Source organism: Plantactinospora sp. KLBMP9567 (assembly GCF_033446045.1).
In the GTDB taxonomy this organism is placed as follows: Bacteria; Actinomycetota; Actinomycetes; order Mycobacteriales; family Micromonosporaceae; genus Plantactinospora.
In genome coordinates, this window is record NZ_JAWQRR010000020.1 from 79,591 (window position 1) to 101,237 (window position 21,647).

Annotated in this window: 22 protein-coding genes; 14 read left to right on the top strand and 8 right to left on the bottom strand. The window is 72.8% G+C overall.

Going from position 1 to position 21,647, the window contains the following annotated elements:
* Window position 1: 1 nt before the first annotated feature.
* Window positions 2-883 carry a LysR family transcriptional regulator gene (locus R6Y94_RS15350; RefSeq protein ID WP_318396524.1) on the bottom strand — a complete coding sequence of 294 codons (882 nt, stop codon included), beginning with the start codon at window positions 881-883 and terminating at the stop codon, window positions 2-4.
* Between the two features lie 80 nt (window positions 884-963).
* Here R6Y94_RS15350 and R6Y94_RS15355 point away from each other — a divergent pair, with 80 nt between their 5' ends.
* Window positions 964-2,037, top strand: a complete 1,074-nt coding sequence (locus tag R6Y94_RS15355; protein ID WP_318396525.1) for an EamA family transporter — start codon at window positions 964-966, stop codon at window positions 2,035-2,037.
* A gap of 75 nt (window positions 2,038-2,112) precedes the next feature.
* Here R6Y94_RS15355 and R6Y94_RS15360 read toward each other — a convergent pair whose 3' ends face one another.
* Window positions 2,113-2,763 carry a DsbA family oxidoreductase gene (locus R6Y94_RS15360; protein ID WP_318396526.1) on the bottom strand — a complete coding sequence of 217 codons (651 nt, stop codon included), beginning with the start codon at window positions 2,761-2,763 and terminating at the stop codon, window positions 2,113-2,115.
* A gap of 16 nt (window positions 2,764-2,779) precedes the next feature.
* On the bottom strand, window positions 2,780-2,962 hold the full coding sequence (locus tag R6Y94_RS15365) for a hypothetical protein (RefSeq protein ID WP_318396527.1): 183 nt from the start codon (window positions 2,960-2,962) through the stop codon (window positions 2,780-2,782).
* Window positions 2,963-3,037: 75 nt separating this feature from the next.
* On the opposite strand from R6Y94_RS15365, the gene R6Y94_RS15370 reads away from it, so the two are divergent.
* On the top strand, window positions 3,038-3,430 hold the full coding sequence (locus R6Y94_RS15370; protein WP_318396528.1) for a helix-turn-helix domain-containing protein: 393 nt from the start codon (window positions 3,038-3,040) through the stop codon (window positions 3,428-3,430).
* An 86-nt stretch (window positions 3,431-3,516) separates the two neighbouring features.
* On the opposite strand, the gene R6Y94_RS15375 is transcribed toward R6Y94_RS15370, so the two are convergent.
* Window positions 3,517-4,377, bottom strand: coding sequence for a helix-turn-helix transcriptional regulator (locus tag R6Y94_RS15375; RefSeq protein ID WP_318396687.1), 861 nt, complete (start codon window positions 4,375-4,377; stop codon window positions 3,517-3,519).
* Window positions 4,378-4,505: 128 nt separating this feature from the next.
* Here R6Y94_RS15375 and R6Y94_RS15380 point away from each other — a divergent pair, with 128 nt between their 5' ends.
* Window positions 4,506-5,504 (top strand): aldo/keto reductase, encoded by a 999-nt coding sequence (locus R6Y94_RS15380; RefSeq protein ID WP_318396529.1) that lies wholly within the window; start codon window positions 4,506-4,508, stop codon window positions 5,502-5,504.
* Between the two features lie 88 nt (window positions 5,505-5,592).
* Here R6Y94_RS15380 and R6Y94_RS15385 read toward each other — a convergent pair whose 3' ends face one another.
* Entirely contained in the window at window positions 5,593-6,486 is an 894-nt protein-coding gene (locus R6Y94_RS15385; protein ID WP_318396530.1) for a sigma-70 family RNA polymerase sigma factor, read from the bottom strand.
* 153 nt (window positions 6,487-6,639) lie between these two features.
* Between R6Y94_RS15385 and R6Y94_RS15390 the strand changes: the two genes are divergently transcribed.
* Together R6Y94_RS15390 and R6Y94_RS15395 are read left to right on the top strand one after the other, a co-directional pair.
* Window positions 6,640-7,098, top strand: coding sequence for a carboxymuconolactone decarboxylase family protein (locus R6Y94_RS15390; protein WP_318396531.1), 459 nt, complete (start codon window positions 6,640-6,642; stop codon window positions 7,096-7,098).
* Between the two features lie 511 nt (window positions 7,099-7,609).
* Complete coding sequence (locus tag R6Y94_RS15395; protein WP_318396532.1) at window positions 7,610-8,635, top strand: glycoside hydrolase family 11 protein; 1,026 nt, start codon at window positions 7,610-7,612, stop codon at window positions 8,633-8,635.
* A 389-nt stretch (window positions 8,636-9,024) separates the two neighbouring features.
* Here R6Y94_RS15395 and R6Y94_RS15400 read toward each other — a convergent pair whose 3' ends face one another.
* From R6Y94_RS15400 to shbA, 3 genes are all read right to left on the bottom strand, one after another.
* On the bottom strand, window positions 9,025-9,453 hold the full coding sequence (locus R6Y94_RS15400; protein ID WP_318396533.1) for a hypothetical protein: 429 nt from the start codon (window positions 9,451-9,453) through the stop codon (window positions 9,025-9,027).
* 148 nt (window positions 9,454-9,601) lie between these two features.
* Window positions 9,602-10,786, bottom strand: coding sequence for a hypothetical protein (locus R6Y94_RS15405; protein ID WP_318396534.1), 1,185 nt, complete (start codon window positions 10,784-10,786; stop codon window positions 9,602-9,604).
* Window positions 10,783-11,361 carry an RNA polymerase sigma factor ShbA gene (gene shbA, locus R6Y94_RS15410; protein ID WP_318396535.1) on the bottom strand — a complete coding sequence of 193 codons (579 nt, stop codon included), beginning with the start codon at window positions 11,359-11,361 and terminating at the stop codon, window positions 10,783-10,785. Before shbA ends, R6Y94_RS15405 begins: the two co-directional genes overlap by 4 nt.
* Window positions 11,362-11,572: 211 nt before the next feature.
* Here shbA and R6Y94_RS15415 point away from each other — a divergent pair, with 211 nt between their 5' ends.
* From R6Y94_RS15415 to R6Y94_RS15455, 9 genes are read left to right on the top strand one after another with little or no spacing between them, the layout of a single operon-like run.
* Window positions 11,573-12,610: an ABC transporter ATP-binding protein gene (locus R6Y94_RS15415; protein ID WP_318396536.1), complete on the top strand. Its 1,038-nt coding sequence runs from the start codon at window positions 11,573-11,575 to the stop codon at window positions 12,608-12,610.
* A complete protein-coding gene (locus R6Y94_RS15420) occupies window positions 12,607-13,386 on the top strand; it encodes an ABC transporter permease (protein ID WP_318396537.1) in 780 nt (259 codons plus the stop codon). The genes R6Y94_RS15415 and R6Y94_RS15420 overlap by 4 nt, the downstream gene beginning before the upstream one ends.
* A 1-nt stretch (window position 13,387) precedes the next feature.
* Window positions 13,388-14,191, top strand: a complete 804-nt coding sequence (locus R6Y94_RS15425; RefSeq protein WP_318396538.1) for an ABC transporter permease — start codon at window positions 13,388-13,390, stop codon at window positions 14,189-14,191.
* 10 nt (window positions 14,192-14,201) lie between these two features.
* A complete protein-coding gene (locus tag R6Y94_RS15430; RefSeq protein WP_318396688.1) occupies window positions 14,202-15,536 on the top strand; it encodes an MCE family protein in 1,335 nt (444 codons plus the stop codon).
* Entirely contained in the window at window positions 15,533-16,567 is a 1,035-nt protein-coding gene (locus R6Y94_RS15435; protein WP_318396539.1) for an MCE family protein, read from the top strand. The genes R6Y94_RS15430 and R6Y94_RS15435 overlap by 4 nt, the downstream gene beginning before the upstream one ends.
* A complete protein-coding gene (locus R6Y94_RS15440; RefSeq protein WP_318396540.1) occupies window positions 16,564-17,547 on the top strand; it encodes an MCE family protein in 984 nt (327 codons plus the stop codon). Before R6Y94_RS15435 ends, R6Y94_RS15440 begins: the two co-directional genes overlap by 4 nt.
* Window positions 17,547-18,800 (top strand): MCE family protein, encoded by a 1,254-nt coding sequence (locus R6Y94_RS15445; RefSeq protein WP_318396541.1) that lies wholly within the window; start codon window positions 17,547-17,549, stop codon window positions 18,798-18,800. Before R6Y94_RS15440 ends, R6Y94_RS15445 begins: the two co-directional genes overlap by 1 nt.
* Window positions 18,801-18,856: 56 nt before the next feature.
* A complete protein-coding gene (locus tag R6Y94_RS15450; RefSeq protein WP_318396542.1) occupies window positions 18,857-20,347 on the top strand; it encodes an MCE family protein in 1,491 nt (496 codons plus the stop codon).
* Window positions 20,344-21,630, top strand: a complete 1,287-nt coding sequence (locus tag R6Y94_RS15455; RefSeq protein ID WP_318396543.1) for an MCE family protein — start codon at window positions 20,344-20,346, stop codon at window positions 21,628-21,630. Before R6Y94_RS15450 ends, R6Y94_RS15455 begins: the two co-directional genes overlap by 4 nt.
* Window positions 21,631-21,647 lie beyond the last annotated feature (17 nt).

A 21,647-nucleotide genomic window follows, 5' to 3' on the forward strand; every position in this document is an offset into this window, starting at 1 on the left:
TCTAGGCTGGGTCGCGGTCGGCGTAACCCTGTCCGGGCCGGCCGGCACGGTAGATTTCGCAGGTCAGGTTGACCAGTTCGGTGAGGTGTGCCGGCGGGTCGTCCTTCCACCAGGCGAGCCAGACCGGGATCGGTTGCGCGTCGCGTACGGCACGGTAGGCCACCCCGGGCCTGGGGTTCTGGTTGGCGGTGGCCTCCGAGGTGATGCCGACGGCCTGCCCAGCGGCGATCAGGGTGAGCCATTCGTCCACGCCGTGCGTGGTACGGATGGTCGGCGGCGCCGCGCCCGGCTGCCACAGCGCAGGCGTGGTCGTGCCGGTACGGCTGTCGATCGCCACGGTGTACCTGACGATGTCGGCTATCCGCACTGATCGCCGCCGCGCCAGTGGGTTGTCGGTGGCCACGGCGGCGTACCGGGCCTCCACCCCGACCAGGGCGGTGTCGAAGCGGGGGTCGGTCAGGGGCCGGCGGATCACGGTGACGTCGGCGGTCCCCTCGCTGAGCCCGCCGGTCGGGGTGTTGGACTGCACGAACACCAGCGGCATCCCGGGGTGGGCGGCAAGCCAGGTCTTCTGTAGCCGCCGGGTGTGCTTGCCCAGCGCCGCCCAGGCGTAGCCGACGCGCAGCTCGGTACGGGACTCCTCGACGATGCGTTGCAGGTGGGCGACCTCGTCGAGCACCCGGCGCGCCCCGGCCAGGACGCGGCTGCCGGTGACGGTGAGTGAGACGCTGCGGGTGGTCCGTTGCAGCAGGCGGGTACCGAGCGCGGCCTCCAGCGCGGTGACGGAGCGGGAGACGGCCGCCTGGGAGACCCCCAGGGCGGCCGCCGCGTCGGTGAAGGTACCGGTGTCGACCACCGCGACGAGGGCGCGAAGTTGACGCACCTGGACATCCATACGCCAAGCGTATAGGTGCGACGGCTGATGCATTTCTCGTATCGATCCGACCCGTCGACACTGAAGCCATGACGACCGAGAGCACGGACCGACCTGCCGACCGCTCCGGCTCCGCACCGGCCGGCGAGGGCCGCTCGATGCTGCGCGGGATCGCCACGATGATCGGCAGCGGTACCAGCAACCAGGTCGGGGCCGCCGTTGGTGCGCACGCGTTCGGCACGCTCGGCCCGGCCGGTGTCGTCGCGGTGCGGCAGTTCGTCGCGGCGGCGGTGCTGTGGCCGGCGGCCCGCCCGGACCTGCGCCGCTTCACCTGGGCGCAGTGGTGGCCGACGCTGCTGCTCGGGCTGGTCTTCGCCACCATGAACCTCAGCCTCTACACCGCGATCGACCGGATCGGGCTCGGCCTGGCCGTCACCCTGGAGTTCCTCGGGCCGCTCGCCGTCGCGCTGGCCGGCTCGCGGACCCGGCTCGACCTGCTCTGCGCGGCGGGCGCCTGCGTCGGCGTGTACGTGCTGGTCCTGCCCGGCCCGGCCAGCGACTACCCGGGGGTGGCGCTCGGCCTGCTCGCGGCGGCATGCTGGGCGGCGTACATCTTGCTCAACCGGCTGCTCGGCACCCGCCTGCCGGGTCTGGAGGCACCGGCGGCGGCGACCCTGGTGTCGGCGACGCTCTACCTGCCGGTCGCGGCGACCCTGCTCGTCCGGGGACACCTGCACGGCACCGCGCTCCTCTACGCGGTCGCGGCGGGCGTACTCAGCTCGGTCGTGCCGTACGCCGCCGACCTGGTCGCCCTGCGTACCGTTCCGGCCCGCCTCTTCGGGGTGTTCATGAGCGTGCACCCGGTGCTCGCCGCGCTGGCCGGCACCGTGATCCTCGGACAGCTCCTCGACCTGCACGAGTGGGCGGGAATCGCCGTCATCGTGACGGTCAACGCCGTGGCGGTGTACTCGGCGTCGGCGAGCCGGGACCCCGTGACGAGCCGGGGCGCCAGGCTCGGGAAGCGGTCGACGGTGCGGCGTCGGCTACGGTCAACGCCGCCGCATGGCGTACCAGGCCGCGCCGGCCACCACGACGGCCAGCGGCACGAGGCAGCAGACGAGGGTCAGGAGATGCCACGGCTTGATAGCGCCCATGCCGGGTGACCCTAGTCGACAGCGCCGCGTCGGGCCCGGCCGGCCACCGCCGACCGGACCCGATGTGCACAGTGGACGACCGAGTCAGCGGGCGCCGGCCGCCGAGTCCTGGTGTGCGGTGCGCAGCGCGGAGAGGAACGCCTCGGTCGGCTGCGCGCCGGAGATGCCGTACCTGCGGTCCAGCACGAAGAACGGCACGCCGTTCGCGCCGAACGCCCGAGCCTGCGCGATGTCGGCCTCGACGTCGGTGGCGTACTCGTCGCCGGCCAGTACCCGGCGGGCCGCCTCGGCTGGTACGCCGACCTCGGTGGCGAGCCGGACCAGGGTCTCGGGGTCGTCGACGTTCTCCGCCTCGATCAGGTTGGCCCGCATCAGCCGCTCGTGCAGCTCGGCGCCGAGCCCGTACTCCCGGGCCAGGTGGGTCAGCCGGTGCGCGTCGAAGGTGTTGGCCATGATCGACTGGTCGAGGTGGTAGTCCAACCCCTCCTCGGCGGCGAGCGAGGTCACGTGCCCCTGCATCGCGGCGACCTGGGCGGCCGAGGCGCCGAGCTTGGACCGCAGGGCCTCCGGCACCGGCCGGGGCTCCCCCTTCGGGTACGACGGGTCGAGCTGGAAGCTGCGCCAGACGACCTCGACCTCGTCGGCGTACTCGAACTGCCCGAGTGCCGTCTCCAGCCGCCGCTTCCCGAGGTAGCACCACGGGCAGACGATGTCGGACCACACTTCGAGTTGCACTGATCTTCTCCTCGTTCTACCGGCAGATTCCGTCCGAGCACACCGGGGCGTCCTCGTCGGCGGCGAGCATCACCAGACCCGGGACCGCCGGAAGCGGTGCGGGCTTTGTCGGCTCGTCACCTGGTACGTCCGGTTCGGCGGCCGGTCGGGCAGCCGGCCCGGCTGCCGCCAATTCCGCCTCCGACCTGGTCAGACTCATCCGGGCTCCCTAGTTACTCCTTGTTAGTAACCTAATTGTGCGTCAGTATCATGCCAGCGGTAAGGAGGCACTTCCATGTCGGCTACGCACACCCGTGTGCCCTTCACCCCCGACGCCGACGGCGACTGCCCGGTCCGGGAGGTGCTGGACCGGGTGGGCGACAAGTGGAGCGTGCTGATCGTGGTGCTGCTCGGCCGGGGTACCCACCGGTTCACCGAGCTGCACCGGGCCGTCGACGGCATCAGCCAGCGCATGCTCACCCTGACCCTGCGCGCGCTGGTCCGGGACGGCCTGGTCAGCCGTACGGTGTACGCCAGCGTCCCGCCCCGGGTCGACTACGCGCTGACCGAACTCGGCCGTACCCTGCTGGTGCCGCTGGTCGCGCTCGACGAGTGGGCCAGCGCACACCGCGACGACATCCGCGCCGCCCGGCGGCGCCACGACGAGGCCGCCGGCACGCCGGCCTGAGCGCCCCGGGCGGTCACCCCGACGCGGCCGGCACTTCACGCCGAGCCCGCCGAGCGGCTTTCGCGGCACCTGGTCCGGCCGGCGCTTCAGCGCACGGACGCGCCCGTGGTCCCGGTCGGGAACTCCTCGATGCCGAGTACCCGCAGCAGCTCCAGCCGTTCGCGGGCCTCGGCGTCGGCCGGGGTGAGCACCAGCAACTGCTGGCCCTGGTCGGGAGTGACCAGGGTCTCGCAGTCCATCAGCAGCCGGCCCACCCGGGGATGCACGATGGTCTTGCGGTCGACGCGCCGGACCGCCACCTCGTGCTCGGCCCAGAGCCGGCCGAAGTCGGCGCTCGCGGCCTGGAGCCGCTCGACGAGCCCGGTGACCGTGGGGTCACCGGAGCGGCGGCCGGCGGCCGCACGCAGGTCGGCCACGATCTGACGGCCGTGGTATTCGCGCTCCTCCGGCGGGTGGACGGTGCGGGTCGCCGGGTCGGTGAACCAGCGGTACACGGCGTAGCGCCGGTCGCCGGAGAAGCTGGTGTGGTCTCCGGTCAGCAGGACGGCGGCCGGGTTCTGGGCCAGCACCTCCCCCAGGTCGGAGAGGACCAGGGCCGGGGTGTCGCCGAGCAGGTCGAGCATGCGCAGCAGGCCGGCACGGGCCAGCCGGGCCACCCCGTCGCCGGGCGGGGGTCGGTGACCGGCCAGGTGGAACAGGTGGTCGCGCTCGTCGTCGGAGAAACGCAGGGCCCGGGCCAGCGCGCCGAGCAGTTGGGGCGAGGGCTGGCTGCTGCGGCCCTGCTCCAGGCGTACGACGTAGTCGACCGACATGCCGGCGAGCATCGCCACCTCTTCCCGGCGCAGCCCGGCGGTGCGGCGGCGGGGGCCGTCGGCGAGGCCGACCTCGGCCGGGCGGATGGCCTCGCGGCGGCGGCGCAGGAAGTCGGCGAGCTGGTCACGCTGCATCACCCCATGCTCCCTCGCGGCCGGCGATCCGATCCAGGGAGCCGCGCTCCCACGATGAACGCTCCGCTCCCGCGCGGCCGGCTCCGGGCGCAGGGTGGGTGAGGACATCGACGACGAAGGAGAACGCGATGCAGACACGAACCCTGGGCAGCACCGGACCGGCCGTCTCCGCGCTGGGTCTGGGCGCGATGGGCATGTCGGGCGGGGCATACGGTCCGGCCGACCGCGCGGAGAGCATCGCCACGGTGCACGCCGCGCTGGAGGCGGGCGTCACGTTGATCGACACCGGCGACTTCTACGCCATGGGCCACAACGAGTTGCTGCTCGCCGAGGCGCTGCGCGGCCGGGACCGGGACAGCTACCGGCTGAGCGTCAAGTTCGGCCAGTTGCGGGGGCCGGGCCACGTGTTCGGCGGGCAGGACAACCGGCCCGAGGCGGTGAAGAACTTCCTGGCCTACTCGCTGACCCGGCTGGGCACGGACCACGTCGACATCTACCGCCCGGCCCGGCTGGACCCGGCGGTGCCGATCGAGGAGACGGTCGGCGCGATCAAGGAGATGATCGACGCCGGTTACGTGCGGCACGTCGGGCTCTCCGAGGTGGACGCCGCGACGATCCGCCGGGCGCACGCCGTGCACCCGATCGCCGACCTCCAGATCGAGTACTCGCTGCTGTCCCGCGCGGTGGAGGCGGACGTACTACCGACGCTGCGGGAACTGGGCATCGGCCTGACCGCGTATGGCGTCCTCGGCCGCGGCCTCCTCTCCGGGCACTGGAGCCCCGGCCACGTCGCCGGTCCCGGTGACCTGCGCGGCCTCGGCCCGCGCTTCTCCAGCGGGAACGTGGAACACAACCTCGCCCTGGTCGAGGCGCTGCGGCGGGTCGCCGAGGCGTTGGGCTGCACCGTCGCCCAGTTGGCCATCGCCTGGGTGGCCGCACAGGGCGAGGACATCGTGCCGCTGGCCGGTGCCCGTACCCGCGAACGGCTGGCCGAGGCGCTGCCCGGGATGGAGCTGAGCCTCAGCGCGGACGACCTGGCCGAGATCGAGAAGGCGGTGCCGCCGGGCGCGGCACGCGGCGACCGGTACCCGCCCGCGTTCATGTCCAGCCTCGGCGTGGGTAACTGAGCCGGGCTCCGGCGGGCCCGCTCCGGTGCGGGTCCGCCGGGCGGCCGGCGGCCTCGGCCGCTCTCGCAGCGCAGCGGACCGGCCTGAGTCACCGGTCAGCTCCGCCGGACTCGGAGCCGGTCGTCGTGATGTCGAGTTCGCACAACTGCTCCGGGTCGGCTACCACGTCGATGCCGATGATCCGGCCCTCGCGGACGATGAAGCTGAGCGCGAGCCGGAGCTGGCCGTGCAGCACCACCACGGCGCCCGGGGCGCCGTCGACGACAGCCGTCCGCGCGCCCCCGGCCCGGCCGGCGAAGAAGTCGGCAACGCTCTGCGCGCCGCGCAGTTGCGCGCGACCGGCGAGCCGGGCGGCGACGCCGTCGGGCCGGATCACCACGTCCGGGTCGAGCAGGGTGAGCAGTGTGCTGACCTCACCGCCGCGCGCGGCGGTGAGGAAGGCGTCGACGATCCCCCGCTGGCGCGGCAGATCCGCCTCCGGGGTGGCGGCATCCGCCTGGACCCGTCGGCGGGCCCGGCTGGCGAGCTGCCGGGACGCGGCAGGACTGCGCCCGACGATCGGGGCGATCTCGTCGTAGGAGACCGCGAACAGGTCGTGCAGGACGAAGGCGAGCCGTTCGGCCGGGGTGAGGGTTTCCAGCACGACCAGCAGCGCGAGGCCGACCGAGTCGGCCAGCATCGCCTCCCGCTCCGGGTCGGCCTGGTCGGAGGTGGCGACCGGTTCGACGGTACGGGCGTCGAACGGCTCCTCGCGGCGGGAGCCACGGGACCGGAGCATGTCCAGGCAGATCCGGCCGACCACGGTGGTCAGCCAGGCGCCGAGGTTGTCGACCTCGGTGGTGTCGGTCCGGCTCAGCCGCAGCCACGCCTCCTGGACCGCGTCGTCCGCCTCGGCCGACGACCCGAGCATCCGGTACGCCACGGCGCGCAACTGCGGCCGGTTCGCCTCGAACCGCTCGGCCAGCAGGTCCTTCTCAGTCACGGTAGAGCCCTCACTTCGCCGTTCCCTGCCCGCATTGTGAGCTATGCCATGTTTGTCACAGCTCGCTCCCCGGGTTCGTCAACACAGCGACGGATCGGAACGGGTCGGTGTGACAGCAGCACCGGCCAGCATCGGGATCGTAGGGAGACAGTCATGCAGGCACGGATCAACAACCCCGCCGCGCTCCTGCCGGAGGCGGTCAAGGCGGTCAACCTGCTCTACAAGGAGAGCCACTCGGTCGGCCTGCCGGCGTCGACGCTGGAGTTGGTACACCTGCGGGCCAGCCAGATCAACGGGTGCGGGCCATGCGTGGACGGCGGCGCCCGGGCGGCGAAGAAGAACGGCGAGACCGACGAACGGCTCTTCGCGGTGGCGGCCTGGCGGGAGACGCCGTACTTCACCGACGCCGAACGCGCGGCGTTGGCCCTCGCCGAGGCGGCCACCCGGATGGCCGACCGGGCCGACGCCGTGCCGGACGAGATCTGGGACGAGGCGGCCAAGCACTTCGACGAGCGGGAACTCGCCGCCCTCGTGCTCTGGATCGCCACCACCAACTTCTTCAACCGGATCAACGTCACCACCCGGCAGCCGGCACCGCAGAACTGGGGCTGAGCGCGCACGTCGTCCGATCAGGACCAGCACTCGCGGGTGGCGGCCGGGCCGCCACCCGCGAGTTCCTTCCCCGAGTCCGCTCCCGGCCTCATCCGACCGCGACATGGTCCGGAAGTTCTCCGTAACTTTCGGTCACGCCCCTCCGGATCTCGGGTACCCGACTGTCATTCCGGCCGACGAGCCGCTGCCCCGACCGGTCAGCCGGCACACTGACCTGCTGAAACAACCTCGGAGCGAATCGCTACCAGCAGAGGGTTTCCGCAATATTTCCGGGAAGCGTTGACATGTGACCGGAACCCGACCAATACTGTCGCCATCGGCAGACCTCCATAACTGTCGATGGCTTACCACCACGTACCGCTCCTCCGGTTGTCGACCGCGCGACGACCGGTCCACCACCACCGCGCCGTACGACGCTGGCGCCCGGTGCCCGTTGCCGGGGGCTGACAGCCCTGCCGGGTCGTACCGCGCCGCTGGCCCCCGCCAGCCACCACGAGGAGGAAGCAGCTAGATGAACGACACGCACCACACCCCCACCAGACCGAGAAGGCGCCGCATCCGGCTGCTCTTCGGTGCCGCCTGCGCCCTGGCGCTGGCGGTCAGCGGCACGGCGCTGGCCCCCAGCGCGCACGCCGAGGCCGACCGGCAGGTCTGCTCGAACAGCACCGGCACGCACAACGGGTTCTACTTCTCGTTCTGGAAGGACAGCGGCGACGCCTGCATGGTGCTGCGCGAGAACGGCCGGTACTCCAGCTCGTGGAGCAGGAGCACCAACAACTGGGTCGGCGGCAAGGGCTGGTCCAGCGGCAGCCGGCGGACTGTCAGCTACTCGGGCACCTACAACCCGGGCAACAACAACACCTACCTCGCCCTGTACGGATGGACGCGGAACCCGCTCATCGAGTACTACGTGGTGGAGAACTTCGGCAGCTACAACCCGAGCAGCGGCGCCACCCGGATGGGCACGGTAACCACCGATGGTGGCACCTACGACATCCTCCGCAGCCAGCGGGTCAACCAGCCGTCGATCGACGGCACCGCCACGTTCTACCAGTTCTGGAGCGTCCGGCAGCAGAAGCGCAGCAGCGGTACGATCACCTTCGGCAACCACATGGACGCCTGGGCCCGCGCCGGCCTGAACCTCGGCACCAGCTGGGCCTACCAGGTCATGGCCACCGAGGGCTACCAGAGCCAGGGAAGCTCCGACATCACCGTCCGGGAAGGCGGTGGAGGCAACCCGGGTCCCAACCCCACCACCCCGCCGCCGGGCGGCGGTAACTGCTCGGTCAGCGTGAGCCGGGCCGACGAGTGGAGCGACCGGTTCAACACGACCTTCTCGGTCAGTGGCGCCAGCAACTGGGTCGTCAGCATCCGCACGAACGGCAGCCAGAGCTTGCAGAACAGCTGGAACGCCTCGATCAGCGGCACCAGCGGCACCCTCACGGCGCGTCCGAACGGCAACGGCAACAACTTCGGTATCACGCTCTACAAGAACGGCAACAACACCACACCAACCGCGAGCTGCTCGACCGGCTGACCCTGGGTGTGGGTTGGGTACGGTGCCGCCGGTGTTCGGGAGCGCGGACTGACCCGAACACCGGAGCACCGCCCCTGTGGCGGGGGGGGCGGCCCGCCCCCCCCCCCCCCCCGGGCGCCCCCCCCCCCGCCCCCCCCGCCGCCCCCCGGGGGCCGCCCCCCCCCCCCCCCCCCCCCCCCCCCACACTGCTGTCTCCGGTTAGGCTCCCCGGCATGACGAGGATCAGCCAGATCTCGCTGGGGGTGATCGGCGGGTCGACTGGCCGTACTACCCCACCGACGATGGCCCGGAGCCACCGGGGACCCGCCTCCGGTACGTCGTACTTGCCGACACCGAGGGAAACGTCTTCTGCGTCGAAGAGCGCGCCGGCTGACCCCCGCGGCACCGCCTCAGCTCGTCGACCTGGCGGTCCCGGCGGACATCCGTACGGCGGCGACCACCAGCAGCACCAGGCTGGGCAGGTAGAAGAGCCCAAGCGAGGCGAGGCTCACCAGGACACCCAGCCCGAGCAGCAGCACGGCGGCGACCGTCAGCGGGAACCTGGCAGCCCCGGTGCCGAGCAGCGGCATCGCGCAGAGCAGCACCGGGACCAGCAACAGCAGCACCACACCCCACCCCTCGGCCTGCACGAGGGGCTGCCGCACCTCGCGAACCCCGATCATCGGATGGGCGGCCCCGCTGTCGCGGGTGGCCTCCAGGACGGTCGTGACCGGCAGGAACAGCAGTAGGACGCCGGCCGCCACCGCCAGCAGGAACGCGGCCAGCAACCATCGGATGCCGGGCCGGGCCGGCGAGGGCAGCGACGTTGCCTGGTCCATCGTCATCCTCCGGGCTAGGTCGGACGGATGCGTCGGGCGGCGTTCCCGGCACTGTCCGTCAGACTACCGCCGGCCATCGATCCCTCCTGCCGCGAGTGGCCGCTCGGCGAGCTTCTCCGGGCAGGGCGTGGTCACCCCGGGGGCCGGGTCAGTCGGGTGGGCAGAGCAGCACGCAGCCGCCGCTGGGCAGCAGCGGCAGCCCGGACGGCAGCAGCGACGGCAGCACGGGTACCGGCAGCGGCAGTACCTCCCGGCGCGACGGGCTCGCCGGTGGCGGCGGCGCCGGAGCGGACCGCACCGTCGGCGGTGCCCCATCTCCAGGGGAACGCGCCGGAGCCGGGGTACGCCCGGCACCCGGTGTCGGTGGCACCGGTCGGACCGGAGGAGCCTCACCGGTAGGCGCCTCCGACCGGTCCGCCGACCCGGGCAGTCCGAGCCGGACCCGCTCGATCTCGGTACGCAGTCGCCCGGCCTCCGCCGAGTCGCGGATCTCGGTCACCTGCACGGCCGCGCGGTCCAGTTCCGCACGCGCCTCGGCGTAGCGGCGCTCCGCCACCGCCTCCCGGGCGAGTTGGATGGTGTGCTCGGCAGCGCGGACCGCGGACCGGTCCGGATAGACCGCCGACGCGACCGGCCAGAGCGGGCTGGTCGGCCCCGCGTGGTTGACGCCGAGCCCGAGCAGGGCGGTCACGACGACACCGACCACGCTGGACAGGACGAGTCGGCGGACGAGCAAGCCGGGGCGCACCGGTGGGCGGGACGGACCCGGTCGCCCGGCGGCTTTCCGTGCGGAGCCCGCCGGACCGGCGCCGGGGCGACGTCCGGCCGGCAGCCGGCTCGCGGAAGCACCGGGGCGGGGTCGGCGGACGGGGACCGCGGTACGGGGCGGGCGGATGCCGTCCGGGCCCTGTCCGACCTGCTGAGGCCTGGTCAGGACGAACGCGGCGTCGAGGTCGAACGCCGGCAGATCGGTGTCGAGTTCCGCGCGCCAGGCGGTGAGCAGCCCGGCCAGCGGGTCGTCGCCGACCGCCGACGCTCCCCGTCCCCACGTGTCGAGCAGCAGGTCGTCCGCCGCGACCACCGCCGGATCGGGAACGGTCGTCGGATCGGAATCCGCCGCCGGATCGGGAACGGCCGACGGATGGAGGTGAAGATCGAGGTCCGGGCCGGTGGGCTGGTGCGGCTGGGCCGAGGACCGGCGCGCCGCTGCCCGCTCGGCACTCCATCCAGACTCGCCGTCCCGGCCGGTCAACGTCCCATCCCGCCCCGGCACGGCGCCGCCGCGCTCGTCCGTACCGTCGTCTCGCTCTGCACCGCTTCGTAGCGTACTCATGCGGCGACCTCGTCCAGGGCGGTGCCGGCCAGCGCGCGGAGCCGGGCCAGGGCGCGGGACTGGGTCACCCGGACGGCGGCGGCCGACATTCCCACGATGAGGCCGACCTCGTCGGCGGTGAGACCGACCGCCACTCGAAGCAGGACGATCTCCCGGTGCAGCTCGGGCAGCCGAGCGAGCAGTGCGGAGAGCCGCCGGGCGAGGTCGGTGGCGACGGCCCGCTGTTCGGGGCCGGGTTCGGCGTCCGGCTCGTCCGGCAACGGACCGTCCGTGGTGACGGCCGAGTCGCGGATGGCGGCCCGCTGCGCGTCGGCGACCTTGTGCGCGGCGATGGTGTAGAGGAAGGCGGAGAACGGCCTGCCCTGGTCCCGGTAGCGGGGCAGCGCCCGGAGTACCGCCAGGCAGACCTCCTGGGCCACGTCGTCGGCGGTGGCGTACGCGCCGCCGATCCGGCCGAGCCGGGCCCGGCAGTACCGGACCAGGCCGGGGCGGACCTCGGTGAGCAGTGCCGCCGTCGCCTCGGGGTCGCGTCGAGCCGCGCGCGCGACAAGATCTGTCTCGGGTGCTGCGGTCATGTATGCGGTCGCACCTTCGTCGGGGCCACACCTTCGTCCGGTACCACGCCTGGAGTTACCGGCGGGTTAACCGCACCGTAGCGGGAGCCGCCCGATAGCACCACCGGCGGGGGCGGTTCTCCGACGTCGAGCCGGCGGCTCACCGGCGTACCCACGGAAAGTGGTCGAAGAATTACCGGCCACCGCTGTTACGCACGGCGCGCCCCGCGCGATGTCCACCAGAGACGGCGGTGGACGGACGGTCCGCCGGAAGCTGCGGCGGGCGGGTGTGCGGATGGGCGTCGAGGTACGGGTCGAGGGGCTGACGAAGTCCTTCGGCGGGCAACCGGTCTGGTCCGACGTCAGTCTGACCCTGCCGGCGGGCGAGATCTCGGTGCTGCTCGGCCCCTCCGGCACCGGCAAGTCCGTCTTCCTCAAGACGCTGGTCGGGCTGCTGAAGCCGGACCGTGGGGCGATCTGGATCGAGGGTCAGGACCTCCCCCGGCTCTCCGAACGCGCCCTCTGCGAGGTCCGCAAGCTCTTCGGCGTGCTGTTCCAGGACGGCGCGCTGTTCGGCTCGATGAACATCTACGACAACGTCGCCTTTCCGCTGCGCGAGCACACCCGCAAGTCGGAGTCGCAGATCCGGGCGGTGGTGCACGAGAAGCTGGAGATGGTCGGGCTGCTCGGCGCGGAGCGGAAGCTGCCGGGCGAGATCTCCGGCGGCATGCGCAAGCGCGCCGGGCTGGCCCGGGCGCTGGTGCTCGACCCGCAGATCATCCTCTTCGACGAGCCGGACTCCGGGCTCGACCCGGTCCGCACCGCGTACCTGAACCAGCTCATCATCGACCTCAACCAGCAGACCGGTGCGACGTTCCTGATCGTCACGCACGACATCAACACCGCCCGCACGGTGCCGGACAACATCGGGCTGATCTACCACGGTCACCTGGCCATGTTCGGGCCGCGCGAGATGCTGCTCTCCAGCACCGAGCCGGTGGTCCGGCAGTTCCTCAACGCGCAGCGGATCGGCCCGATCGGGATGGCCGAGGAGAAGGACTCCGACGAGCTGCGTGCCGAGGCCGAGGCCGGGGTGGAGCTGCCGCCGCTGCCGCCGATCCCGCTGCAACTCGCCCCCTCGGACGGGCGGCCCCGGGCCGCCGAGCAGCCGCCGGGCCGATGGTGCGAGGAGCACGGCGTCACACCCCCGGCCGGCTCGTTCCGGGGCGTACAGGGCAGCGTGTGGCAGCCGACCGAGGCGCTGCGATGAGCCAGCCGACCCGGGTGGCGGCCGGGCTGCGCGGCCCCGGCTACTTCTTCGCGTTCTGTCTCGACGCGCTGCGCGGGCTGTTCCGGCGGCCGTTCCAGGTCCGCGAGTTCGTGCAGCAGGCCTGGTTCATCAGCTCGGTGTCGATCCTGCCGGCCGCGCTGGTGGCGATCCCGTTCGGTGCGGTGATCGCACTACAGCTCGGTTCCCTGGTACGCCAGCTCGGCGCCCAGTCGTTCACCGGCGCCACCTCGGTACTGGCCGTGGTACGCGAGGCGAGCCCCATCGTGACCGCGTTGATCATCGCCGGGGCGGGCGGCTCGGCGATCTGCGCCGACCTCGGTGCCCGGAAGATCCGCGAGGAGCTGGACGCGATGGAGGTGCTCGGGATCGACCCGGTGCACCGGCTCGTGGCGCCCCGGATCGTCGCCGCCGCACTCGTCGCGGCGCTGCTCAACGGGCTGGTCAGCGTCGTCGGGGTGGCCGGCGGCTACTTCTTCAACGTGGTGATGCAGGGCGGCACCCCGGGGGCGTACCTGGCGAGTTTCCAGGCGCTGGGGCAACTCTCCGACCTGGCCGTCGGCGAGGTGAAGGCGGTGCTGTTCGGCGCGGTGGCCGCGCTGGTGGCGTCGTACCACGGGATGACGGCGAGAGGCGGGCCCAAGGGGGTCGGCGACGCGGTCAACCAGAGCGTCGTACTCACCTTCATGCTGCTCTTCGCGCTGAACTTCGTGATCACCGCGGTCTACTTCCAGCTCGTGCCGCAGCGGGGGATGTGAGATGCCGATGCTGCGTACCCTGGACAACCTCGGCGGCCAGCTCGCGTTCTACCTGCGGGCGTTCGCCTGGACCCCCCGGGCCCTGCACCGCTACCGCCGGGAGGTGGTGCGGCTGCTCGCCGAGATCAGCTTCGGTCGCGGCGCGCTCGCGGTCGCCGGTGGCACCGTCGGGGTGATCTGCTTCCTGACCTTCTTCACCGGCACCGAGGTGGGGCTCCAGGGCTACCAGGCGCTGGACCAGCTCGGCAGCAGCGCGTTCACCGGCTTCATCTCGGCCTACTTCAACACCCGGGAGATCGCCCCGCTGGTCGCCGGGTTGGCGCTGTCGGCGACGGTCGGCTCCGGCTTCACCGCCCAGCTCGGCGCGATGCGGATCTCCGAGGAGGTCGACGCCCTCGAGGTGATGGGCGTGTCCTCGCTGCCGTTCCTGGTCACCACCCGGATGATCGCCGGCTTCGTCGCCGTCATCCCGCTGTACGTGATCGGCCTGCTCTCCAGCTACCTGGCCACCAGAGGCATCGCGGTCTTCTACTTCGGACAGTCGGCGGGCACCTACGACTACTACTTCCACCTCTTCCTGCCTCCGGTGGACGTGCTCTGGTCGTTCGGCAAGGTGCTGGTGTTCAGCGTGATCGTCGTGCTGGTGCACTGCCACTACGGCTACCACGCCAGCGGCGGGCCGGCCGGGGTCGGGATGGCGGTCGGCCGCGCCGTGCGTACCGCCATCGTGGCGATCAACATCGTCGACTTCTTCCTGTCGCTGGCCATCTGGGGCGCGACCACGACCGTACGGATCGCGGGGTGAACAGGTGAGCATGGAGCATCGCGGGTCGCCGCTGGGCCGGCGCGTCCTCGGTCTCGTCTTCGTCGTGCTGCTCGGCGCGGCGCTGTCGCTGGCCGTCCTGCAATACCGCAAGGTCTTCACCCCGGTCGCCTGGGTGACCCTCTACACCGCCCAGACCGGGATGCAGCTCAACCCCGGTGCAGAGGTGAAGCTGCGCGGCGTACCGATCGGCGAGGTACGCGAGGTCGGCAGCGACGGGGCACAGGCCCGGCTGCGGCTCGCGCTCGACCCGGACCGGATCGGGCAGGTACCGGCCGACGTCACCGCCCGGCTGCTGCCGAAGACCCTCTTCGGCGAGCGGTACGTGGCGCTGGTCGCCCCGGCCGGCTCCACCGCCGCTCCGCTGCGGGCCGGTGCGGTGATCAGCCAGGACCGCAGCCGCAACGGGGTCGAGCTGGAACGGGTACTCGACGAGGCGCTGCCGCTGCTCCAGTCGATCCGGCCGGACAAGCTGGCCAGCACGCTCGCCGCGCTGGCCACCGCGCTGGACGGTCGCGGCGAGCAGCTCGGGCGGACCCTGGAGACCCTCGACACCTACCTCAGCGAACTCAACCGCGAGCTGCCGGCGCTCACCGAGGACGTCCGGCGGCTCGCGGTGGTGCTGGACTCCTACGACGCGGCCCTGCCGGACCTGCTGGCCATCCTCCGGGACGTCACCCCGACCGCGCGGACCGTCGCCGACCAGCGGACCCAGCTCGCGGCCTTCCTCGCCGAGTCCACCGACGCCGCCGACGTGGGCCGGCTTTTCCTGGACCGGCACGGTGACCAGGTGATCCGGCTCGGCGAGCTGGGCCGGCCGGTGCTGGAACTGCTGGCCGCGTACGCCCCGGAATATCCGTGCCTGATGGAGGGGCTGGTAGGGGCGCAGCCGCTGGCCGAGGAGGTGTTCCGGAACGGCCGGATGCACGTGACCCTCGAGGTCACCCGGGACAACGGCGCCTACCAGCCCGGTCGGGACGCCCCGGCGTACGGCGCCTCGACCGGCCCGCAGTGCCGGGAACTGCCGAACCCGACGCCACCGGCCCCGGAGGTGCGGGTCGAGGACGGCTACGACCACGGCGGCTCCCGCCCCGGCCCGGTCAAGCTGCCGGTCGGCAAACCGCAGCCCGGCACGGCCACCGCCACCGGTGGCAACCCGTCGGCCGGCAACCCACCGGCGATGGGATCCGCCGGCACCGAGGAGGAACAGAACCTGCTCAAGCCGATCATCGGAGCCGCCACCGACACCCTGCCGGTGCAGGTACCCGACATCGCCGTGCTGCTCTGGGGTCCGCTGCTGCGCGGAGCGGTGGTGAACGTCAGATGAGACGGATACCGGTCGGACCGCTGATCAAGCTGGTCGCGTTCGCCACGGTGACGCTGCTGCTCACCGGGCTGCTCGGGCAGGCGCTCGGCTCCTTCTCCTTCGGCGGCACCAGCTACCGGGCCCGGTTCACCGACGTCACCGGCCTGCTCCCCGGCGACGACGTCCGGATCGCCGGGGTCCGGGTGGGCCAGGTCGACGGGATCCGGGTGGTGGACAACAGCGTCGCCGAGGTGACCCTGACGCTGACCGAGGAGGTGCCGCTCCGCACCACCGTGCGAGCGAAGATCCGGTACCGCAACCTGATCGGCCAGCGGTACGTCGCGCTCGCCGAGGGCCCGGGCGGCGGAGCGCCGCTGCGCCCGGACGGGCTGATCCCGATCGGCCAGACCACTCCGGCCCTCGACCTGACCACGCTCTTCAACGGGTTCCGGCCGCTGTTCACCGCGCTGACCCCGGAGGACGTCAACAAGCTGGCGTACGAGATCATCCAGGTGCTACAGGGCGAGGGCGGGACCGTCTCCAGCCTGCTCGCGCACACCGCCTCGCTGACCAACACCCTCGCCGACCGGGACGCGGTGATCGGCCGGGTGGTCACCAACCTCAACTCGGTGCTGGCGACCCTGGAGGACCGGGACGCCGAACTCGATCAGACGATCCGCTCGTTGCAGCAGTTCGTCACCGGACTGGCCGGCGACCGGGAGGCGATCGGCGCGGCGCTGGTCAACCTCGGCAAGCTCACCGGCAGCACCGCCGCGCTGCTCGCCGACGCCCGGCCGGCGCTCGCCGCCGACGTGACCGAACTCGGCGAACTGGCCGGCACCCTCAACCGGAACGCGGCGGTCATCGACGGCACCCTCGGCCGGCTGCCCGACCGGTACGAGGCGCTGACCCGGGTCGCCTCGCACGGCTCCTGGCTCAACCTCTTCGTCTGCGACTTCGACGGCCGGCTGACGCTCGGCGGGCAGGGCGTCAACCCGGCCACGTTCAGTTCCCAGGCCGCCCGCTGCGCCGGATCAGGAGGTGCCCGGTGAAACCGTTCCGGGAGCGCAATCTCGTCGCCGTCGGCGCGGTCGGGCTGGTGGTGCTGACCGGCCTGCTGCTGACGGCGTTCCGGCTGGACGACCTCTCCTCGCTCGGCAACCCGGCGTACGCGGCGGCGTTCCGGGACGCCAGCGGGCTGGCCGAGGGGAACGAGGTCCGGGTCGCCGGGGTACGCGTCGGCGAGGTGACCGAGGTCGACCTGGCCCGGAACGGCACCGGCCCGTACGTCCGGGTGCGGTTCCGGATAGACGACGGTGAGCTGCGGCTCGGCCGGGACACCGGCGCGACCATCCGGATCAAGACGGTGCTCGGCCAGAAGTATCTGGCGCTGACCCCGGCCGGGCCGGGCCGGCTGGCCGAGGACGCGGAGATCCCGCTTTCCCGCACGGCGTCGCCGTTCGACGTGATGCAGGCGGTCACCGGGCTGGCCGGCACGCTCGACGAGATCGACGCCGCCCAGTTGGCGACCGCGTTCACCACCCTCGCGGAGACCTTCGCCGACACGCCGGGCAGTGTGCGCGCCTCGCTGGACGGGCTCTCCCGGCTCTCCCGCACGGTCGCCAGCCGGGACGCCGAGCTGCGCGAGCTGCTGGAGCGGGCCCGTGGCGTCACCGACGTACTGGCGAACCGGGACGAGGAGTTCCGCCGGCTGGTCGCCGACGGGACGCTGCTGCTCGACGAGGTGCACCGACGGCGGGACGCGATCCACGAGCTGCTGGTCGGCACCCGGGACCTCTCGACCCAGCTCTCCGGGCTGGTCGCTGACAACCGCGCCACGCTGGAGCCGACGCTGCGCCAGTTGCGCGGGGTGGTGGCCACCCTGCAACGCAACCGCGACGACCTGGAGCGGACGTTGCAGACGATGGGACCGTTCCTCGACGCGTTCACCAACGTGCTGGGCAACGGCCGGTGGTTCGACTCGTACCTTCGCGGGCTGCTCCAGCCGTACGTGCCGACGGGAGGTCGCTGATGCGCCGGTTCCTCGCTCCACCGAACCGTCGGCGGGCGCTGCTCGCCGCCGGGGTGACCGTGGTGGTGGCCGCCGCGACCGCGTTCGTGGTGCTGCACCAGGGCACCCCGCAGCGTCGCCTCGTCGCGCACTTCGCCCGGGCGGTCGGCATCCACCCCGGCTCCGACGTACGGGTGCTCGGGGTGCGGATCGGTGAGGTCGTCTCGATCTCCCCGGCCGGTCGTACCGTCCGGCTGGAGCTGCGCTACGACGCCCGGCACGACATCCCGGCCGACGCGTCGGCGGTGATCGTGCCGCCGAGCCTGGTCAGCGACAGGTACGTCCAGCTCACCCCGGCCTTCTCCGGCGGCGCCCGGCTGCCCGACGGCGCGGAGCTGCCGGTGGACCGGACGATGGCGCCGATGGAGATCGACGACATCTACCGGGCGCTCGACGAGTTCAACCGGGCGCTCGGGCCGGACGGTGCCAACGCCGACGGCGCGCTGGACGACCTGCTCGGCACCGCCCGGGCCAACCTGGCCGGCAACGGCGACAACCTGCACGACACCCTGGACGGGCTCTCCCGGGCCCTGGACACCCTCGCCGACGGGCGGCAGGACCTGTTCGGCACGGTGGCGAACCTGCAACGGTTCACCACCGCGCTGGCCCGCAGCGACCAGCAGGTGCGGGCGTTCAACTCCCGGCTCGCCGACGTGGCCACCCAGCTCGCCGCCGAACGGGGCGACCTGGCCGCCGCGCTGCGCAACCTGGCTACCGCGCTCGGCGAGGTCACCCGGTTCGTCCGGGACAACCGGGCGGTCCTGAAATCCAACGTGGACGCGCTGGCGGACGTGACGAACGTGCTGGTCCGGCAGCAGAAGGCGCTCATCAAGATCCTGGACGTGGCACCGCTGACGCTCTCCAACCTGAACCTGGCCTACAACGCCCGGTCCGGCACCCTGGACACCCGGGACAACCTGCTCGGCCCGTACGACCCGGCCGCGTACGTCTGCGCCACCCTGGCCGACGCGCTGCCGGCGCCGAAGGTGCCCAAGCGCTGCTTCGAGCTGGCCGAGACCCTCAACCTGAAGCGACTCCCGCTGCCGGAGGAGCTGCGCAAGCTGCTCAACCTGCCGCCCTCCGGCAAGCCCGCACCGGCGGTGCCGCAGCCGCCGGCCACCGGCGACGGTACGGCGGCGCCCGCACCGGGAGCGCCGGGGCCGGAGGTGTCGCTCGACCGCACGCTGGGCGGCATCCTGCGAGGTCTCCGATGAGCCGGCCGGTCTTTTCCGAGGCTCGTCCGACGCCCCGGCTCGGGGGCGGGCGGACGGTGACGCGGCTCGGAAGCGGGCGGACGGTGACCCGCTTCCGGGGCGGGCGGACGGTGACGCGGGCGGTCGCGGCGCTGCTGGCGGCGACCGTCGGGGCGACCGGCTGCACCACCCCGGACCTGGCCGACCTGCCGCTGCCCGGCGGGGCGCCGGACGGGCCGGCGTACCAGGTGACGGCCGAGTTCACCGACGTGCTCGACCTGGTGCCGCAGGCGTCCGTCAAGGTCAACGACGTCACCGTCGGCAGCGTGCGGGAGATATCGCTGCGCGGCTGGACCGCCCTGGTCCGGCTCGACATCGACCGCACCGTGACGCTGCCCGGCAACGCCACCGCCGCGGTCCGGCAGACCAGCCTGCTCGGCGAGAAGTACGTCGCGCTGGCCGCCCCGGTCACCGAGCCACCCGCCGGGCAGCTCGCCGATGACGCGGTGATCCCGCTGGCCCGGACGAAGCGGTCGGCCGAGGTCGAGGAGGTGCTCGCCGCGCTCGGGCTGCTGCTCAACGGCGGCGGGCTCGCCCAGGTCAAGACGATCAACCAGGAACTCGCCGCCGCGTTGCAGGGTCGGGAGCCGGCTGCCCGGGACGCGCTGCGCCAGTTGGACACCTTCGTGACCGGGCTGGACCGGCAGAAGGCGGATCTGGTCCGCGCGGTGGACGCGCTGGACCGGTTGACGGATCGGCTGGCCCGGCAGCGGGTCGTGATCGGTGACGCGCTCTTTGCGCTCGACCCCGGCCTGACGGTGCTGGCCGAGCAGCGGGAGCAGCTCAGCGAGGCGGTGACCGCCCTCGGCGAACTGGGTCGGGTGGGCGCCCGGGTGGTCACCGAGAGCCGGGAGGACCTGGTGGCGAGCGTGCGGGCCCTGCAACCGACGCTCGAACAACTCGTCCGGGCCGGCGACGCGCTGCCGAAGTCGCTCGACTTCATGCTGTCGTACCCGTTCCCGCCGAACGTCACCGGGGCGATCGTCGGCGACTACATCAACCTGTCGCTCACCGCCGACCTGGACGCCGCGACCATCCTGTCGAACCTCTTCTCGGCCAAGCCGGTGGCGAAGCCGCCGTCGAAGGGCGGGACCCGGCCCGGTGGCACCACCAGCGGCAACCGCCCCGGTGCGACCGGCGGCGGGCAGCGCCCCGGCGGCAGCGGCGACGGGCGGCCGGGCGGGGTCGGTCCGCTGCTGCCCGGCGTACTGCCACCGATCTGTCTGCCGGTCGGCGGGCTGCTGCCGATCGACTGGCTGCCGCCGCTGCTGCCCGAGTGCGAGCTGCCGCCCGGCTGTGAACTGCTCCGTCCCGGGTCGCTGCTGCCGCCGGGCGGGCTGCTGCCACCTGGTGGTGTGGTGCCGCCGGGCACCATCTTCCCGCCCGGCACCAAACTGCCGCTGGGCGCCGTCCTCTCCCCCGGCTGCCTACTGCCGCCGCCGGACGGGGCGACGAACGGGCGGACCGGCGGGCTGCTCGACGTACTCGGCGGGGGGTTGCTGCGGTGATCGGACGTACCGCCCGGCTCCAGGTACTGGCGTTCCTGGTGGTCAGCGTGCTCGGGATCAGCTACGTCGCGGTCCGCTACGTCGGGCTCGGCGACCGGCTGCTCGGCCACGGCTATCTGGTGCACGCCGACTTCGCCGACTCCGGGGGCATCTTCCCGAACGCGTCGGTCAGCTACCGGGGTTTCCCGGTCGGCCGGGTCGAGGCGGTCGACCTGCACGACGGGGCGGTCCGGGTCACCCTCCGGCTGGACGAGGAAATCCGGGTACCCGACGCGCTGCGCGCGGTGGTCTCGCAACGTTCCGCCGTCGGCGAGCAGTACGTCGACCTGCGCCCCGAACGCGACACCGGCCCCTACCTGCGGGACGGTTCGGTGATCCCCCGGGACCGCACCGGCACCCCGCTGGCCCCGGAGACCCTGCTGGCCAACCTGGACGCGCTGGTCCGCTCCATCGACCCTGACGACCTGGCGGTGGTGATCGACGAGCTGGGCGTCGCCTTCGAGGGCAACGAGGCGGCACTGCGCCGGATCCTCGACGCGAGCGGCGCGCTGCTGGCCGAGGCGACCGTACGGCTGCCGGAGACCGTGACGTTGATCCGGGACGGGCGCACGGTGCTGCGTACCCAGCAGGAGTCCGCGGCCGCGCTGCGTCGCTGGGCGGACGGGCTGGCCCGGCTCGCCGAGACGGTCAGGGCGGCGGACCCGGACCTGCGGCGGATCCTCGCCGACGGGCCGGCCGCCGCCACCGAACTGGTCGGCCTGCTGCGCGACCTGGACCCGTCGATCGGCACCCTGCTCGGCAACCTGGTCGCGGTGAACGGGGTGGCCGCCCGGCGGCTGCCCGGCATCGAGCAACTGCTGGTGGTCTATCCGCTGGTGGTCGACGGCGCGTTCACCGTCACCCCCGGCGACGGCACCGTGCACTTCGGGCTCGTGCTGAACGTCGCCGACCCGCCCGCCTGCGTCTACGACGGGTCCACCCGCTGCACCTCGGCCGAGGCGGCCCGCGGCTCCAGCGTCCGAGGCAGCGCGGCGGCCCCCCGCCCGGGCGGCACGGACCCGCCGCCGCCCCGGCCCGGCGGGCCGGCGCTGCCGGAGTCGGACGAACCGGCCGGGGACGCCCCGCCGGTCTCCCCCGCCACGGTCGCCGGCTACGACCCCGCGACCGGGGTCGCGCTGGGCCCGGCCGGCAGCCCACTCTCCTTCGGCTCGACCGGCGGGCAGTACCAGCTCGCTGGCGACCAGTCCTGGAAGCAACTCCTACTCGCCGGCCTCGCGCCGTGACCGATCCGAGGAGCCGA

What these genes read in the sequence shown, in the direction of transcription:
- R6Y94_RS15365 (WP_318396527.1), bottom strand. Translation starts at nt 2,962, where the DNA reads ATGAGTCTGACCAGGTCGGAGGCGGAATTGGCGGCAGCCGGGCCGGCT.
- R6Y94_RS15415 (WP_318396536.1), top strand. Translation starts at nt 11,573, where the DNA reads ATGTCCACCAGAGACGGCGGTGGACGGACGGTCCGCCGGAAGCTGCGG.
- R6Y94_RS15390 (WP_318396531.1), top strand. Translation starts at nt 6,640, where the DNA reads ATGCAGGCACGGATCAACAACCCCGCCGCGCTCCTGCCGGAGGCGGTC.
- R6Y94_RS15435 (WP_318396539.1), top strand. Translation starts at nt 15,533, where the DNA reads ATGAGACGGATACCGGTCGGACCGCTGATCAAGCTGGTCGCGTTCGCC.
- R6Y94_RS15430 (WP_318396688.1), top strand. Translation starts at nt 14,202, where the DNA reads ATGGAGCATCGCGGGTCGCCGCTGGGCCGGCGCGTCCTCGGTCTCGTC.
- R6Y94_RS15355 (WP_318396525.1), top strand. Translation starts at nt 964, where the DNA reads ATGACGACCGAGAGCACGGACCGACCTGCCGACCGCTCCGGCTCCGCA.
- R6Y94_RS15425 (WP_318396538.1), top strand. Translation starts at nt 13,388, where the DNA reads ATGCCGATGCTGCGTACCCTGGACAACCTCGGCGGCCAGCTCGCGTTC.
- R6Y94_RS15405 (WP_318396534.1), bottom strand. Translation starts at nt 10,786, where the DNA reads ATGAGTACGCTACGAAGCGGTGCAGAGCGAGACGACGGTACGGACGAG.
- R6Y94_RS15395 (WP_318396532.1), top strand. Translation starts at nt 7,610, where the DNA reads ATGAACGACACGCACCACACCCCCACCAGACCGAGAAGGCGCCGCATC.
- shbA (WP_318396535.1), bottom strand. Translation starts at nt 11,361, where the DNA reads ATGACCGCAGCACCCGAGACAGATCTTGTCGCGCGCGCGGCTCGACGC.
- R6Y94_RS15370 (WP_318396528.1), top strand. Translation starts at nt 3,038, where the DNA reads ATGTCGGCTACGCACACCCGTGTGCCCTTCACCCCCGACGCCGACGGC.
- R6Y94_RS15420 (WP_318396537.1), top strand. Translation starts at nt 12,607, where the DNA reads ATGAGCCAGCCGACCCGGGTGGCGGCCGGGCTGCGCGGCCCCGGCTAC.
- R6Y94_RS15380 (WP_318396529.1), top strand. Translation starts at nt 4,506, where the DNA reads ATGCAGACACGAACCCTGGGCAGCACCGGACCGGCCGTCTCCGCGCTG.
- R6Y94_RS15400 (WP_318396533.1), bottom strand. Translation starts at nt 9,453, where the DNA reads ATGGACCAGGCAACGTCGCTGCCCTCGCCGGCCCGGCCCGGCATCCGA.
- R6Y94_RS15375 (WP_318396687.1), bottom strand. Translation starts at nt 4,377, where the DNA reads ATGCAGCGTGACCAGCTCGCCGACTTCCTGCGCCGCCGCCGCGAGGCC.
- R6Y94_RS15445 (WP_318396541.1), top strand. Translation starts at nt 17,547, where the DNA reads ATGCGCCGGTTCCTCGCTCCACCGAACCGTCGGCGGGCGCTGCTCGCC.